This window comes from Streptomyces sp. NPDC015345, from assembly GCF_043078805.1.
GTDB lineage: Bacteria > Actinomycetota > Actinomycetes > Streptomycetales > Streptomycetaceae > Streptomyces.
Window position 1 is genome coordinate 640243 of sequence record NZ_JBIBTX010000002.1, and the last position, 15740, is coordinate 655982.

Annotated in this window: 11 protein-coding genes; 6 read left to right on the forward strand and 5 right to left on the reverse strand. The window is 70.0% G+C overall.

Annotated features, from left to right (window positions below):
• Window positions 1–55: 55 nt before the first annotated feature.
• A complete protein-coding gene (locus ACF062_RS09130) occupies window positions 56–1198 on the reverse strand; it encodes a Vms1/Ankzf1 family peptidyl-tRNA hydrolase (RefSeq protein ID WP_392137120.1) in 1143 nt (380 codons plus the stop codon).
• A 325-nt stretch (window positions 1199–1523) separates the two neighbouring features.
• Between ACF062_RS09130 and ACF062_RS09135 the strand changes: the two genes are divergently transcribed.
• Together ACF062_RS09135 and ACF062_RS09140 are read left to right on the forward strand one after the other, a co-directional pair.
• Window positions 1524–2723, forward strand: a complete 1200-nt coding sequence (locus tag ACF062_RS09135; protein ID WP_392137121.1) for a hypothetical protein — start codon at window positions 1524–1526, stop codon at window positions 2721–2723.
• Window positions 2724–2734: 11 nt separating this feature from the next.
• Window positions 2735–3331 carry a hemerythrin domain-containing protein gene (locus ACF062_RS09140; protein ID WP_392137122.1) on the forward strand — a complete coding sequence of 199 codons (597 nt, stop codon included), beginning with the start codon at window positions 2735–2737 and terminating at the stop codon, window positions 3329–3331.
• 136 nt (window positions 3332–3467) lie between these two features.
• Here ACF062_RS09140 and ACF062_RS09145 read toward each other — a convergent pair whose 3' ends face one another.
• From ACF062_RS09145 to ACF062_RS09155, 3 genes are all read right to left on the reverse strand, one after another.
• The gene (locus tag ACF062_RS09145) at window positions 3468–4739 is read right to left on the reverse strand and encodes a phosphatase PAP2 family protein (RefSeq protein ID WP_392137123.1); all 1272 of its coding nucleotides are present in this window, start codon (window positions 4737–4739) and stop codon (window positions 3468–3470) included.
• A 253-nt stretch (window positions 4740–4992) separates the two neighbouring features.
• Window positions 4993–5538 carry an EF-hand domain-containing protein gene (locus tag ACF062_RS09150; RefSeq protein WP_392137124.1) on the reverse strand — a complete coding sequence of 182 codons (546 nt, stop codon included), beginning with the start codon at window positions 5536–5538 and terminating at the stop codon, window positions 4993–4995.
• Between the two features lie 137 nt (window positions 5539–5675).
• On the reverse strand, window positions 5676–6974 hold the full coding sequence (locus ACF062_RS09155) for a phosphatase PAP2 family protein (RefSeq protein ID WP_392137125.1): 1299 nt from the start codon (window positions 6972–6974) through the stop codon (window positions 5676–5678).
• A gap of 322 nt (window positions 6975–7296) precedes the next feature.
• On the opposite strand from ACF062_RS09155, the gene ACF062_RS09160 reads away from it, so the two are divergent.
• Together ACF062_RS09160 and ACF062_RS09165 are read left to right on the forward strand one after the other, a co-directional pair.
• A complete protein-coding gene (locus ACF062_RS09160; RefSeq protein ID WP_392137126.1) occupies window positions 7297–8466 on the forward strand; it encodes a serine hydrolase domain-containing protein in 1170 nt (389 codons plus the stop codon).
• 148 nt (window positions 8467–8614) lie between these two features.
• On the forward strand, window positions 8615–9370 hold the full coding sequence (locus tag ACF062_RS09165; protein WP_392137127.1) for a calcium-binding protein: 756 nt from the start codon (window positions 8615–8617) through the stop codon (window positions 9368–9370).
• Between the two features lie 118 nt (window positions 9371–9488).
• Here ACF062_RS09165 and ACF062_RS09170 read toward each other — a convergent pair whose 3' ends face one another.
• Window positions 9489–12638 (reverse strand): amidohydrolase family protein, encoded by a 3150-nt coding sequence (locus ACF062_RS09170; protein WP_392137128.1) that lies wholly within the window; start codon window positions 12636–12638, stop codon window positions 9489–9491.
• A gap of 501 nt (window positions 12639–13139) precedes the next feature.
• Between ACF062_RS09170 and ACF062_RS09175 the strand changes: the two genes are divergently transcribed.
• Both ACF062_RS09175 and ACF062_RS09180 read left to right on the forward strand, forming a co-directional pair.
• On the forward strand, window positions 13140–15032 hold the full coding sequence (locus ACF062_RS09175; RefSeq protein WP_392137129.1) for an FAD/NAD(P)-binding protein: 1893 nt from the start codon (window positions 13140–13142) through the stop codon (window positions 15030–15032).
• Window positions 15023–15736, forward strand: coding sequence for a class I SAM-dependent methyltransferase (locus tag ACF062_RS09180; RefSeq protein WP_223777627.1), 714 nt, complete (start codon window positions 15023–15025; stop codon window positions 15734–15736). Before ACF062_RS09175 ends, ACF062_RS09180 begins: the two co-directional genes overlap by 10 nt.
• Window positions 15737–15740: the final 4 nt, after the last annotated feature.

Sequence of the window (15740 nt, forward strand, 5' to 3'; positions counted from 1 at the left end):
GACAAGCACCTCCCTTTCTCGCGGGCACGGGGGTCCGGGGTCTCCCGGGGTCTCCCTATGCCGCAGTCGGCTCGTACGACCAGCGCAACAGGGCGCCGAGCCCTCCCGCCGGGATGTCGTCGCTCACCTCCTCGAAGGGGATGATCAGCACGTCCGCGGACGTGGCTGTCGCGGAGCGCAGCAGCGCGTCGTCGGCGCGTACGGGGACGGGGGAGCCGTCACCGAGGGCCTCCGCGTCCGTCCGTCGCACCGCCACCTGGTCCGGTTCGGGGCCGGCCCACATCTCCTGGTGCAGATCGGGGCCGCCGGGCCGGACGAGGAGGGTGTCGATGCGGTGCTGGCGGGCGGCGTCCACCACGGCGGGCACACCCTCCACGGCGTCCGTCGGCCGGTCGGTGCCGACCCTGCCCGCCCGGAAGCGGTCGAGCGTCTGTTCGATGCGCTGCCGCAGGCACTCCTGCCGGGCGTTCTCGATGGCCTCTTCCAGCGCCGCGGAGTCCGAACCGGCGGCCCGGCCGCCGTGCTCGGTCTCGACCGTGACGGCCCTGACCTCCTCCGGGAGCTTGTCGTGCACCGAGCGCCGCTCACGCGGGTCGCCGACCAGCACCACGACATCGGCGCCGGACTCCTCATGGGCGGTGGCCAGCGCTTCGGCGATCTGCGCGGCGTTGTGCTCCCAGGTGTTCTCCACCTTGAGCTGGAAGTGCCGCTCGGACCAGTCGGACGTCGCCGTGCGGTGCACCGGCCACTGCTCGCCCTCCACGTGCCCGGAGTCCTGCGGGCGGCCACCCGCTTCCCGCAGCTGGAAATCGGCGCCGGTGCGGTCGATGTAGGCCACGAGGCACACGGGGTCCTGGCCGGACAGCTCCAGCAGGGGTGCGAGGCGCGGCAGCGGGGCCCAGGAGGCCGAGGGTGACTGCGGCCGCCGGGACAGGCGGTGGCTGAGCACGACCTCACCGCCGGTGGCGAAGAGGACGCGGCCCGCCGGGTCCTGTGCGGGCGACAGCTCCGTCAGGTCGGCGCGGACGGCTTCCGTGGTGGCTTCGTCGGCGCCCTGCTGCTCCAGGGTGCGGCAGACGTCCCGTACGGAGAGCTCACGCCGTTTGGCGCCCGACTCGTCCGCCTGTCCGGGATCGAAGTACACGGTCGCCCAGGGGCCGGGGTGGTCCAGGAGCGGTTGCAGAAACGAAAGGCGCATGGTGGCTCCGGGTTCCAGTCGGTGGTGTCGTTTCTCCTGGCCGTAGGGCCAGGGAGCGAAATGATCGCCTCCTGCATAGCCGGTACCCCCCGCAAAAGGGTGCAAACTACCTCACATGCCCCGATGGCTTCGCCCACCGGTGGAGACCGGGGGCAGCGGTGCAAGCGGCCCACGGGCCACACCGGTCGGGTCAATTGTCGCGCTCGATCGACCGTCACCGCCACGCGAGGGCAGGCATGGCAACGGACTTCCCGCACATTCCGGGGTGGATCTCCGGAGCAAGGGGTACTCCGCCCTCCACATCTCTCACCGAGGAGACCGTGCCATGACGTTCAACCCCCTGGAACAGCGGGGCATCCCCTTGGACCGTCAACTGCGCAACTGGCGTGAGCTGAATGTCCAGCCGATCGACCCCGACCACTGCGACCCGTACACCCGGTGCCGGATCATCACCATGAACGGCATCGAGGTCGAGGCGATCCTCTTCAGCCACCAGCTCGCCCGCAACACCGTGGACCCGGAGGTCAAGCGGAAACTGGCGAGCGTGCGCTACATCGAGGCACAGCAGCAGAAGGCGGTGAACTGGCTGCTGCCCGGTGTGTCGTCGGTCCTGGAGACGACGATCGCCTACGAGCAGGTGGCCGTCGACCTCACCGCGTGGATCGCCCGCATGGAGCCCGACCCGTACCTGAAGCAGGCCTACCAGTTCGGTGTCCTGGAGGACTTCGACCATCTGTACCGGTACGCGAACCTGTACGAGATGATCGAGCACCGCAAGGCGGAGTCGATCGTCGACGGGCTGACCGAGGTCATGCCGGGCCGGCCGACGAAGTACCACCACCGCGACCCGGTCGACAACGTCCGCGACCCGTACGACAAGGACGCCACCGACCCGCTCTCCAAGCTGCACGCCCTGACCGTGCTCTCGGCCGAGCAGCAGACGATGAACTTCTACATGAACACCGGCCCCACCTACATGGAGCCGATCGCCCGCCAGCTCTACCAGGAGATCGGGCTCATCGAGGAGGAGCACGTCACCCACTACGAATCGCTCGTCGACCCCGGCGAGACGTGGTGGGAGCAGCTGGTCAACCACGAGTACAACGAGTGCTACCTCTACTACTCCTTCATGGAGCAGGAGAGCGATCCCAAGGTCAAGGCGGTCTGGGAGCTGCACCTGAACATGGAGCTGGAGCACCTGCACATCGCCTGCGACCTGATGCGCCGGCACGACGGCCGCGAACCGCAGGAAGTGCTCGCCCCGCAGCTGCCGAACGTCCTCACCTTCGAGCCGAACAAGCAGTACCTGCGCGAGCTGCTCGACACACAGATGGACCTGACCACGCTCGGATCCGGTTACGTCCGCGAGGCGCACGAGCGGTTCGAGGCGATGCAGGAGCAGATCCACGGCGGCGAGAAGCCGCCGAGCGAGCGGGTGATGGCGCAGCACGACGAGATGTTCGGCCGCGAGTACCGCGTCCAGTCCGAGGGGGAGCACCCCGACCCCGCCATGCGCGAGAAGTGAGGGGCCGGCAGATGTCAGAGCTCCACACGCCCCACGCCGGGGACGACCGCGCCGCCGACAACGACGTGGTCTCGCTGCTCATGCGTCAGCACGGTGACATCCGCAACCTCTTCGACGAGGTGGAGAAGGCGACGGGGGAGGAGCGGCGGGATGCCTTCCGCCGCCTGGTGCGGCTGCTCGCCGTGCACGAGACCGCCGAGGAGGAGGTCGTCCACCCGTTCTCGCGGCGCTCGCTGCCCGGCGGTGAGCAGATCGTCGAGGACCGCCTCGCCGAGGAGCGGGCCGCCAAGGAGACACTCGCCGCGCTCGACGACGCCGACACGGACGACCCGAAGTTCATGCCGCAGCTGATGAAGCTCCGCAAGGACGTGCAGGAGCACGCACGCGCCGAGGAGCGCTACGAGTTCACGCACATCAGGCGCAGCACCGACGCCACGAATCTCGCCGCCATGGCCAAGGCCGTCAAGGCGGCGGAGGCCATGGCCCCGACCCGTCCCCACCCCGGTGTGGAGTCCGGCGCGGCGAACATGGCGCTCGGCCCGGTCGCCGCGCTGATGGACCGCACGAAGGACGCCGTGCGCAAGGCCATGGCCAAGAAGGACGGCTGACGTCCCGCCGTGGCGTCGTGACGTCGTAGCTTCGTGGTGGAGGGCTTCGTAGTGGAGGGGAGTGGGACGGCTCACGCCCCACTCCCACCCGGAAGTGCTCGCCCCGACACCTGGAACCGGCCTGATCCGGCCTGACTCAGACGAGCTCGGGCTGCGGTTCGAGCGGCTTCGCCGGTACCGCCTTCGGCTCCCACAGCCTGGCGGTCCGCATATAGCCGTAGACCACCGAGGCCATCCCCAGAATGAGCAGCGGCCCGAACAGCCACGGATACCTGGCCATTTCCATCGGCAGATAGCGATAGGAGACCAGGAACGCGGTGAAGACGACCGTGCCGTAGACGACGAGCTGAATTCCCGCCCGGTCCCAGCCCCGGTCGTACGCGCGCAGCGCCGCGTCGATCGTGTACGCGAACACCACACCGGCGACGATATCGGCGCCGTAGTGATAACCGAATCCCAGCGTCGCGCCGAGCGTGGCTATCAGCCAGAAGACGCCCGCGTACCGCAGAAGGCGTGGGCCCCTGCGGGAGTGGATGAAGATCGTCGTGGCCCACGCGGTGTGCAGGCTGGGCATGCAGTTGCGCGGGGTGATCTCGTTGAACGGCATGTGCTGCGGTGTGACGACCGAGGGCGGCGTGTCCGGCCACAGGTTCGCCACCGCCCAGTGTCCGCCGTCGGCGCCGTAGGCGAAGATCGGTCCGACCACCGGGTAGATCATGTAGATGCCGGGTCCGAGCAGGCCGATCACCAGGAAGGTGCGCACCAGGTGGTGGCCGGGAAAGCGGCCCTCGGACGCGACATTGCGCAGCTGGTAGAGCGCGACGACCACCGCGGCCACCGCGAGCTGGATGTAGACGTAGTCGAGGACATGGGCGCCGACCGCGCCGGTGGCCTCGACGATCCGGCCCGCCACCCACGACGGGTTGCCGAGCGCGTGATCGGCGGTCGCCACATACTGGTCGAGCACCTGCGGGCGGGTCTTGGACGTGATGAGCAGCCAGGCGTCGCCGGTCTTGCGCCCGGCCACGAGCAGCAGGCCGAGGCCGACGCCCTTCAGCAGAAGGACGCGTTCCGGGCCGGTGCGGCGGGTGACGGCGATGACCGCGCAGGCGATGATCACCCACAGGGCGCCGTTGCCGAACATCATCTTGGCGTCGACCGCCCACCGCACCAGGAAGAAGACGATGTCGATGCCGACCGCGGCGCCAATCGCGATGAACCGCTGCCGCCAGGGCAGCACCACCAGCATCAGGGCCATGCTGGCGTACAGCAGCGGCCCCGACTTCGGAGCGAACAGCACCTCTCGCGCCTGATTGGTGATCGGCCCGGGCAGGCCGTAATGACGCGCGGCGAACTCAAGGGCGATGAGGAACGCGAGGGTCACCACGCCCGCCGCGGTCCACAGCATCGGCTTCGGCTTGCGCCATGCGACGAACAGACTTCTGAAGTTTTTACGCGAGAGTATTCGCGACGATGTAGTTAGCAATTGTATGGCCGATTTGTTAGATGTCGGTTAAATGGCTCACTCTTCGTGCCAGATAATATGGTTTTCCGGTGAAGGGCGGCGGGTCGGGGTGGGCATCATGACTTAGATCATGCTATCGGAGCGGCCCGGGGGGTTTGCCTGGGCCGGTGGCTGCCCTCGGCGGCCCGGCCGCCGCTCAGTGGATGCCGAGGAAGATGCCGCCCGGGGCGTGGAGACCGTCGTTGTTGAGGTGGAAGGCGCGCAGCGAGCGGGCGATCTCGCGCTGCGAGAGGTAGGAGTCGCGGTCCAGGTCGAGGCGCTGGAAGACCAGCGGCGCGTCCTCGCCCGAGACGCCTCGGAAGGCGAGGTACGCGGCGAACTCGTCGCTGCTGATCCTCTTGTCGCCGTCGGAGTCCAGGACCGCGAAGAGCGCCTTCGCCAGGTTCTCGAGCAGGTCGGGGCGGTCCGTGTCGTATCCCACCGCGCGGTGCGCCGCGACGTACTCCTCCTGGGACAGCCGGAAGCGCCCCGGCGCCGACTTCGCCAGCAGGCCCAGCCACTGCGCCCAGTACGCCGCGGCCAGCGCCGTAAGACGTGCGTCGTCCGGGGCGAGCGAGTAGTGCTCCGCGTACGCGTCCACCATCCGCTGATGGTCCTCCCACGTGACGAATCCGTCGTCGTCGGTGTCCAGGACGGCGAAGAGCTGCCGGAGCCTGCGCGTGATCGGGTCGAACCTCGCCATACTTTCCAGTCCTTCCGCTCCTTCTGCCGGAGCCGCCGGAGAGCCACGGCACACGGTCGTGGTGTATCAGACGCGCGGTCGTACCTGAAGGTTCACCGGCGGGGCGGGGCGGGCCACGGGCCCGCGGCCCGCCACGATCAGACCAGTTCGGGCTGCGGTTCCGCCCGCGGGACCGGCGCCGCCCTCGGTTCCCACGTTCTGGTGGTCCGTACGTATCCGTAGATCACTGAAACCATCGAAAGAAGGACAAGGGGACCGGCCACCCACGGGTGCGCGGCCATCTCCATCGGCAGCCAGCGGTACGACACCAGGAGCGCGGCGAAGACGGCGGTGCCGTACGCGACGAGCTGGATCCCCGCCCGGTCCCAGCCGCGGTCGAACGCCCGCAGGGCCCCCTCCACGGTGAGCGTGAACACCACGCCGGCGACGAGATCCACGCCGTAGTGGTAACCGAACCCCAGCGTCGCGCCGAGCGTGGCGACCAGCCAGAACGCCCCCGCACAGCGCAGGACGCGGGGCCCCTTGCGGGAGTGGATGAAGATCGCGGTGGCCCACGCGGTGTGCAGGCTCGGCATGCAGTTGCGCGGAGTGATTCCGTCGTACGGCACCGGATGCGGGACGTCGAGCGGCGGCGGTGTGTGCGGCCACAGGTCGGCCACCGCCCACTCCACGCCGCCCGTGCCGGAGGTGCCCGGGCCGTAGGCGAAGATCGGCCCGACCACCGGGAAGAGCATGTAGATGCCCGGCCCGAGCAGGCCGATCACGAGGAACGTGCGCACCAGGTGGTGGCGCGGGAAGCGGCGCTCGGCCGCCACCTTGCGCAGCTGGTACAGGGCGACGGCGACCGCGGCGACCGCGAGCTGGGCGTAGACCAGGTCGAGTACGTGGGTGCCGACCGGGCCGGTGGCCCTGAGGATCCGCCCTGCCGCCCACGAGGGGCTGCCCAGCGCGTGATCGGCCATCGCCACGTACGGATCGAGCACGGTCGGGCGGGTCTTCGACGTGATGAGCAGCCACGTGTCACCGGTCTTGCGGCCGGTCACCAGGAGCAGGCCGAGGCCGACGCCCTTCAGCATCAGGACGCGTTCCTTGCCGGTGCGGCGCGTGACGGCGACCACTGCGCAGCCCAGCATCGCCCACAGCGCGCCGTTGCCGAAGTACTGGTCCTCGGGCACATCGGCGTCGACCGCCCACCGCACCAGCACGAAGACGACATCGACGCCGACCGCGAAAGCAGCCGCGATGAGCCGCTGCCGCCAGGTGAGCACGACCATCATCAACGCGAGGCCGCCGTACAGCGGCCCCGGCTTCGGCGCGAAGATCACCTCGCGGGCCTGGGCGGTGATCGGCCCCGGCACGCCGTGGCGGCGCGCGACGATCTCCAGGGCGATCAGGAAGCCGAGGGCCACCAGGCCCGCCGTGGCCCACAGGAGCACGCGTGGCGCGCACCGCGCGGCGGACCCGCTGCCACTGCGGTCTGTTCGCGGAGCTTTCCGCGCAGATATAGGTATCAATGTTTGGCCGTTTTGTTAGATGTATTCCTTCAGCACGAGCATTGAATCACTGGCGGACGAGATACCGGCTCCCCGTGACAGGAACCGGCGTGAGGCGTTGGCACTCATGCTCCATGGGACCGGGGGCAGTACGCGGTGATCGTCTCTCCCCGGCCCGCGCGGCACACCGCACACGTGTGCCGTCGTCCCGCCGAGTCGAGAACGAGGAAGTCACGTGCCCCAGTTGACGCACAGACGTCTGCTCATGAGCGCCACCCTGTTCGCCGCCCTCACCGGCGTTCTCGCCCCCGCCACCGCGGCCTCCGCGGCACCGGCGGCCCCCACGGCCCCCACCTCTCCCGCGGCCCCCACGGCTCCCGCCGTTCCCGCTCCCGACATGGACGGCGTGACCGCGGCCCTGAACGCCGCCATGGCCAACGGAGCTCCGGGCGCGATGGCCCGCTTCACCGGCCCCGACGGCGTCCGGACGCGCACCGCCGGTGTCCGCGACCGTGTCTCCGGCGCGGCCATGGACACCACCGCACGCTTCCGTATCGGCAGCGTCAGCAAGACGTTCTCCAGTGTCGTGCTGCTCCAACTGGTCGACGAGGGACGGCTGGAGCTCGACGCACCGGTCAACCGCTACCTCCCCGGACTGCTGCCCGACGACCGCATCACGGTCCGTCACCTGCTCACCCACCGCAGCGGTCTCGCCGAGTACACCGACGCCATGTTCGCCAAGACCGTGCCCGGCTTCGAAGCCGTGCGCAACCGCGTCTTCACCTACCAGGAGCTGCTCGACCTCTCGCTGGCCGAACCCCGCACCACCGAGCCCGGCGCGGCCTACAAGTACTCCAACGCCAATTTCGTCGTCGTAGGCATGCTCATCGAGAAGATCACGGGAACCTCCGCCGCCAAGCAGTACGAGCAGCGCGTCATCAAGCCGCTGCGACTGTCCCACACCTCCTACGTCCACCCGCGGGCGCGCATCGATGGCATGCACGTGCGCGGCTACCTCCACCCCGACGAGGCGGGGGCACCGCTCGTGGACTCCACGGAGCAGACCGCTTCCTGGGCGCAGACGGCAGGCGCGGTCATCTCCGACCCGGCCGACCTGAACACCTTCACCACCGCGCTGATGCGGGGCAGACTGCTCTCGCCCCGGATGCTGGACGCCATGACCACGGTCACCCCGACGGACACCGCCGGCACCCGCTTCTACGGGCTCGGACTGCGCCGCTACGACCTGTCGTGCGGAACCCAGGTCTATGGGCACACCGGCACCGTCCAGGGCTACTACACCTACGCCTTCGCCACCCGTGACGGCCGCCGCGCGCTCTCCGCCATGGCGAACACCTCGAACCGGGGCGCGGCGAACACGGCGCTCGGCGGGACGCTGGAGGCGGCCTTCTGCGGGAAGAGGACCAACCGCTGAGGCAGCGGTTACGACTCAAGGTTGTACGGGACACGCGTGGCGATCAACACAATGATGAAGTCCTGGTGAAGAACGTATGGTCATTGCGTTCACAACCACCTGGCCGGGCCGCCTACTTGGGGCCCGGTGTCATCCCGTGGGGGGATCCATGCGACACCGCATCCGTATCGCCGTGCTCGGCTCGGCCCTGGCCGTGACCGGCTTCGCGGCGCCTGCCGCCTTCGCCGCCCCGACCAGCGACGTGACGATCGACAAGGTCACCGTCAACGGCGGCAAGCCGATCGTGCTCGGCACCACCGCCGCGCAGACCTTCTCGGTCTCCGTGACGGCGTCGGACGACTCGGGCATCGACGAGGCCGACATCACGCTGTACGGGCCGAGCTCCGCGGTGGCCCTGCCGATGTCGGCGCCCACGTGCGAGGCGTCGAGCGCGACGACCTCGACGTGCACCGCGAAGTTCACGCTCGACCCCGACACCGACTTCTACGACAACAGCCCGGCCGGCGCCTGGTACGTCGACGCGATGGTGACGGCGAACGACATCGACACCATCCTGGCGGAGAAGGCCGGTGCCTTTAAGGTGCAGCGCCTCTCCAAGCTGACGGCCAACGCCTCGCCGGAGCCGATCAAGAAGGGCAAGACGCTCACCATCACCGGCGCGCTGACCCGCGCCAACTGGGAGACCCACAAGTACGCGGGCTACACCAACCAGTCCGTGACGCTGGAGTTCAAGAAGAAGGGCGCCTCGGCCTACACGGCCGTGAAGACCGCGAAGTCCGACACCAAGGGCAACCTGAAGACCACGGTCAAGGCCGCCACCGACGGCTACTTCCGCTGGAACTTCGCCGGCAACTCGACGACGTCCCCGGTCAAGGCGACCGGCGACTACGTCGACGTGCGCTGATCACCGGGCAGTAACCGGCTCGGCCTTCCGGCAGGCGCGGACGTCTTCGTCCGCGCCTGCCGTCACCAACCACTCCACGGTCGCGGCCGCGTCCACACCCGGAAATGGGGCGCCCCCGTCATTCGCAGCACCCGTCTCTGCGCATCTGCTCCCCCACCGCCCTCCAGTCCGTGGCGTCCGGCGCCTCGTCCCTCAGCGCCTTCGTCTTCCTGTACGGCGCCGCCAGCTCGGCGCGCTCGTGGAGGCGGCCGCCGACCAGGACCTGGGTGACCCTTACGAGTGTGGCGAATTCGGTGAACGGGTCGCCGTCGACGATCGTGAGGTCTCCCAGCTTCCCCGCTGTCACCGAGCCCAGGTCGCGCTCGGCGCCGAAGACCCGCGCGGGCGCCGCGGTCACGCTCAGCAGGGCTTGGGTCGGGCTGAAGCCGTGGGCCACCAGCTCGCGGAGGGACAGATGCAGATGGAGGCCGACCGGGGTCAGCGGGGTGTCCGTGCCGAGTGCCATCAGGCCGCCCTCCTTCACCACCGCACGGTAGGACGCCAGCTCCCGTTGGTGGATCAGCCGCTCCGCGTCCGTGGGCTCCTTGGCCGCCTGCGCGCGGATGGTGGCCAGATCCCAGGGCGGCATCATCTCGGTCACGCGGGGGTCGTCGACGAGGTCCGGGTGGTCGTGGATCGTCGGGAGGGCGCTGAACGGCGTCGCCACCAGGTTGAAGCGGCCGTGGGTGTAGTTCTCCCTGGTGTCCTGGTGGGTGCGGTTCCCCGAGGTGGCGCCGTGCCCGTACTCGGTCCGTTCGGTGGCGGACAGGTGGGTCGTCAGGTCCTGGCCGCTCTGTACCCCTTGGGAGCACAGGTGGGAGCCGGAGCGCACCCCGAGCCGGTCATGGCCGAAGCGAGCGGCGGCCGCCATGTACGCGAACGGCGCCCGGACGTACGTCTTCACGAAGTCCCAGTCCAGCGCGGCCCCCCGGGCGAAGGAGCGGCGCAGCCCTTCCGGGGTGCGGTGCGCGCGGCCCATGGAGTACGCGACGCGCGGCCCGTCGAGCAGTTCGCCGGTGGTGAGCAGGCGGGGTCCGGCGAGCCTGCCGGCCAAGACGTCCTCCCTCAACCGGGCCTGTTCGTAGGAGAATCCGGCGAGCGAGACGGTGGTGGTGACGCCGTACGCGAGTTCCAGCGCGGACTGGCGGGCGCCGTAGGTGTACTGCCAGGGGTGGGTGTGCGCGTCCCAGAGCCCGGGCAGCACCGTACGGTCCGACGCGTCGATGACGCGGGTGGCGCGGCGGCCGGAGCGGTGCGGTTCGACGGCGGCGATGCGGCCGTCACGGATGAGGATGTCGATGTCCTCGCGGGGCTTGGACCCGGTGCCGTCCCAGAGCTGTCCGGCGCGGACGAGGGTGTCGACGGGCGTGGGGCGCCGATAGCTGACGCGCACGGGCACGGTGCGTCCGCCGCCCCCGTCGATCGGCGTCAACTTCACCTTGCCGTCCGCGAGATGGAGCAGGGTCCTGGAGTCGGCGGACCATGAGGGGTGGTCGGCGCCCTCGTCGCCGAGGCGGCGGGGTTCACCGTGCGGGGTGCCGTCGGGGCGCACGGGCAGCACCCAGAGCGCGGACTCGCTGACGCAGGCGAACCACTTGCCGTCCGGTGACCAGGCGGGCCCCGACGCGTATCGGTCGGAGAGTGAGGCGAAGGGGGCCAGCGGGTGGAGCCGGGAGGCTCCGGTCGTGACGTCGATGACCCTGATGAGGTTGTAGCCCTCGCGGAAGCGGAGGTTGAGGCGGTTGCGGTCGCAGTACGCCACGTATCGCCCGTCCGGGGACCAGCTGGGCGGCCCCGGCAGCCCGCCGCCGCCCATCGGCGCGGCGAGCACCTTCTCCGTACCGCTGCCGAGGTCGCGTACGAGCAGATTGCCGACCATGTCGAGGCAGGCGAGCCGGGTCCCGTCCGGGGAGAGCGCGCCGTGGACGCGGCCGCCGGAAGCGAGGACGGTGTCCTTGCCGGTGGCGAGGTCGTGGCGGCGCACGGCATTGAGCCCGTCGCGGTCATCCACGTACAGCAGCGAACGCCCGTCCCGGCTCCAGGTGGGCCCCTGGACATAGGAACCGGCCGGCGCCCTCACGACCTTCCGGGGCTGTCCGCTGCCCGAAACCGGCTGGACCCAGAGGGTGTTCAGCGAGACGAAGGCGAAGGAGCGTCCGTCGGGGGCGAGGGCCGGCTGCTGGATGCCGCGCACCTTACGGGTGCCGCGCGGCTCGAAGTCATAGTTCTTGACGCGGTAGGAGGGCCGCTCGACGGGAAGCGTCGCGTCGAACGGCAGCACGTGCCCGCCACCGCCCGTTCGGGTGCGGACGATCCGGAACCGTCCGTCGACGGTGAGCAGGATCCGCTCGTCGTCCAGCCAGCGGGGCGGGGCCACGGAGATCTCGCCGTCGACGGGGACCGGTTTCCCGTCCACGACCAGGATGACCTGCTCGAACTTCCCGACCAGCTGCACCGTGCGAAGCCAGGCGCTGCGGCCGGCGGGGGAGAAGACCGGGACCTGGAGGTTGCCCGGCTCGGTCTCGGCGTGCCAGACGGTGACGGGCCCGCCGTCCGCGGGCACGGCGGCCAGCGTCCTGGACCTGAGCACCGTCTGGTCGAGCCGCCCTCGCACGAAGACGATCCGGCTGCCGTCGGCGGACCAGGTGGGATCGAAGTCCTCGTACGGAACATCCTGCCCGGGCCCCGACTGCCCTTTCAGGCCAGTGAGTTGGGTCAGTTTCCCGCCGTGCGGATCGACGGTCCAGATGCGGTACGGGCTGCCCTTGACGGGGTCGCCGCCACGCTCGGAGGAGAACACGATCTTCGACCCGTCCGGGGACCAGGCGGGCCCCCGGTCGTCCCAGGGGCCTTCGGTCAACCGCCGCAGCCCCGTCCCGTCCACGGCCATGACCCAGATGTGGAACTGGCCGCCCTTGAAGCAGGCCATGGCCACCTGACGGCCGTCGGGCGAGACGGCGGGGCGGGTGGGCTCCAGGTCGGGCGGGGTGAGGGCGGTGGCGGGCCGCCCGTCGTCCGCGAACGACCAGAGGACGTTCTGCACCTCGGCGAGGAACCGCTCGCGGGCCGGGGCGGCGGCGCCGTTGGTGGCCGCCGTGAAGCGCAGTCGGGCGGTCCGTCCCGCGGCGTCCTGGGGGGCGGCGGCCGCGACGGCTGCCGGGACGGCGGGCACGGCCACTCCCGCGATCGCCGTGCCCGCGGCGCTCTGGAGGAAATGTCTGCGTGGCATCGATGGCAACGTTGCTCCCGGGGTCTCGTGTGGTGCGTTACTGCCCACTGGCGCAGGGACAAGTCGGGAGGGTAGGGGGAGCGCCACGAACGGCGGAACCCGCGCGCCGCCTCCGGGCCCCCTCGGCCCGGGTATGGCCGGATCCGTCTGTGGGCGGGCGACCGGAGGGAGACCTGCGCGTTCCGCGATGACCTCGCGGAAGAGACCGCTGGGTCCTGCCGGAGCGGAGTGTGGAGCCACTCTGGCCGAATCCGAGTACTTGATTTCGGCGGGCAGGACCGGAAGTATCCGCTGACTGTGTCGGCTTTTCGGTGACGACATAGATCATTTGCCGACGGTATAGATCATTTACCGGTCGAGGGCGCCGAATGCGCCTGAGTGCGATCGCGGCATTGAACGTCGACGAGGCCGGTGTGTACGGTGGGGCGCACGGGTTCTCGACATTCGGTTACTTCTCGGTATTCCAGATCGCGGGGGGTTTGAGTGGCGGCCGAGTTAAGGGTGTGCATTGTCGGGTTGGGGTCCCGAGGGTGCAGCGTTTTGGAACGGATCAGCACTCTGGCGCAGAATTCCACTTCCCTCTCCTCCGTGTGTGTGGACGTCGTCGATCCCGCCTCCTCGGGACAAGGGCTGCACGCGACCGACCAGCCCGACTACCTCCTCCTCAACACTCTCTGCGGCGAGATATCCATGTTCCCGGGGGAAGAGTCCGTGGGCGCGGAGACCGGCAAGGACGGCCCGGGGCTGTACGAGTGGGTCACCGAGCGCGGCCTGAGACTGGGCCCGGACGGCCGTACGGTGAGCACGACGGACGGCCGCGCCATCGCCCCGGACGACTTCCTGCCCCGCCGCCTACTCGGCGAGTACCTGCGGTGGTTCTTCGAGCGGACCTGCCGCCTGGCCCCCGAGAACGTACGCATACGACTGCACCGTTCCGCGGCGGTCGACCTGGAACCGGACGAGGAGACCGACACCACGAGAATTACTCTCGCGGACGGGACGCTCATCGAGACGGACTTCGCGTTTCTGACCCTCGGGCACGTCGGCAATAAACGGCCGGGAAAGCTGCGGGGAAATCCAGGGACCCCACTGCGCCGCGTGACCGATCCTTATCCGCTGCCGGAGAGCGTCGCGGGCGTGGAGCCGGGCAGTTCGGTGGCCGTCGCCGGATTCGGTCTCTCGGCCATGGACACGGTCGCCGCGTTGACGGTCGGGCGAGGCGGAACATTCTCGCGGGAATCCGGCCGGGTCCGCTATCTGGCCGGTGGAGCCGAGCCGCGCATTGTGCTGTACTCCCGGTCCGGTATGCCTTTCCGGGTGCGGCCGAAGCGCCCGGAGATGACCAGCCGCTTCCAGCCCGTCGCCCTCACCCGTGAGGTCGTGGCGTCGCTGCGCTCGGCCGGCCCGCTGGACTTCGACGAGCGGCTCCTGCCGCTGCTGATGTGCGAGATGCGGATCGCCTACCACCGCTGCCGGACCCTGGTCGAGGAGGGGCCGGCCGCCGAGGAGGCGGTGGCCGCCGACCTCGTCCAGGCGACCGCCTCGGGCAAGCTCACCGCGGCGCTCGACCTGCTCGACCAGGTGCACGGCGCCTTCGACCCGGCCGCCCTCTGGGACCCCTCCGCGACCATGGACCGGCGTGACAGCGCCTCGTACCAGCGGTGGTTCACCGACACCGTGCGCGACGATCTCGCCGAGGCCGACAAGGGGCTGACCCTCAGTCCGGTCAAGGCGGCCCTGGAGGCTTTCCGCGAGGTACGTGACATCCTGCGCGACGCGGTCAACTTCCGCGGCCTTACCGGTTCCTCACTCGAGGAGTTCCTGTGCCGCACGGTGCCGTTGATGAACCGCGCGGTGGTCGGCCCGCAGAGAGATCGCTACGCCGAACTCCTCGCGCTCGCCGACGCCGGAATCGTCCGCTTCCCCCTCGGGCCGGCCCCGCTCGTGGCCCCGGGACAAGGCGAGGACACCGGCCGCTGGACCCTCGCCTCGACCCGCCTCGAAGACCCGCACCACGAGAGCGTGGACTGGCTGTGCGCGGGCAACGCGCCCTGGCCCGCCCTGGAGACGTCGGCGAGCCCGCTGGTGCGCTCGCTGCACCGGCGTCGGGTGCTCAGCCCGCTCCTGCCCGGCAGCGACCGGGTCGCCACCGCCGATGTCGACGAGGGGCTGCACCCCGTGGGCCCGGACGGCACAAGCCACCGGCGGCTCTGGCTGATCGGCCCGCTGACCGAGGGGGCCACGTTCTACAACCACCTCATCCCGACCCCGGGGTACTCCCGGGCCTTCGTGGACGCCCACCGCTGCGTCGCGGACATGTTCGGCCAGTTCACCCGAGAACAGCGTGCGGACACCCCCGTACGCCCCGCGCCCAAGGAGACATCGTGCCTGTGAATTCCGCGTCCGCCCCCGACGAGCTGGCCAAGGGCCAGTGGAACGACGCCTATCGCCTCGACGGGCACGCCAACCTCTGGGGCGACCCGCCGGTTCCCTACGTGGTCAACGCCGCCAAGCTCTTCGCCGATCACTCGGCCTTCGTCGTCCTCGACCTGCCCTGCGGCGACGGGCGCAACCTGCCGCCGCTGGCGCAGGCCGCCACGGTGGTGCTCGGCGGCGACACCTCCCTGAACGCCATGGGCATCGCCCGTACGGTCGTCGCCAAGGCCGCCGCCGACAACGTCGTCTTCCACGAGACCGATGTCTTCGCCACCGGGCTGCCCGACGACTCCGTCGACGGCATCTTCTGCTGGGACCTGCTGGGACACCTCACCGAACCGGAGAAGGCGCTTCAGGAGCTGCACCGCGTCTGCCGGCCCGGCGGTCACATCGTGGCCAACATGTGGACCATGGGGGACTGCCAGGTCGCCGACCCCGGCATGGTCGCCATCGGCCCCAAGGAGTACCGCGACCACGCCGACTTCTACTGCAAGTTCTACGACCGCCCCGACCTGGACGCCTACCTCGCCGCGTGCGGGCTGAGCGACGAGGTGAGCGCGGTGGAGCAACTGCGCTGGATGGAGCCCCCGCACGCCGGGTACCGCCCCTACTTCCACGAGCACGAGAGCCTCGCCTTCACCCTCCGCAAGAGGAGCCGGTAGCCCC

Excerpts from the sequence above, each read along its gene's own strand:
- ACF062_RS09130 (WP_392137120.1), bottom strand. The coding sequence starts at position 1,198 with ATGCGCCTTTCGTTTCTGCAACCGCTCCTGGACCACCCCGGCCCCTGG.
- ACF062_RS09135 (WP_392137121.1), top strand. The coding sequence starts at position 1,524 with ATGACGTTCAACCCCCTGGAACAGCGGGGCATCCCCTTGGACCGTCAA.
- ACF062_RS09140 (WP_392137122.1), top strand. The coding sequence starts at position 2,735 with ATGTCAGAGCTCCACACGCCCCACGCCGGGGACGACCGCGCCGCCGAC.
- ACF062_RS09145 (WP_392137123.1), bottom strand. The coding sequence starts at position 4,739 with ATGCTGTGGACCGCGGCGGGCGTGGTGACCCTCGCGTTCCTCATCGCC.
- ACF062_RS09150 (WP_392137124.1), bottom strand. The coding sequence starts at position 5,538 with ATGGCGAGGTTCGACCCGATCACGCGCAGGCTCCGGCAGCTCTTCGCC.
- ACF062_RS09160 (WP_392137126.1), top strand. The coding sequence starts at position 7,297 with ATGAGCGCCACCCTGTTCGCCGCCCTCACCGGCGTTCTCGCCCCCGCC.
- ACF062_RS09165 (WP_392137127.1), top strand. The coding sequence starts at position 8,615 with ATGCGACACCGCATCCGTATCGCCGTGCTCGGCTCGGCCCTGGCCGTG.
- ACF062_RS09170 (WP_392137128.1), bottom strand. The coding sequence starts at position 12,638 with ATGCCACGCAGACATTTCCTCCAGAGCGCCGCGGGCACGGCGATCGCG.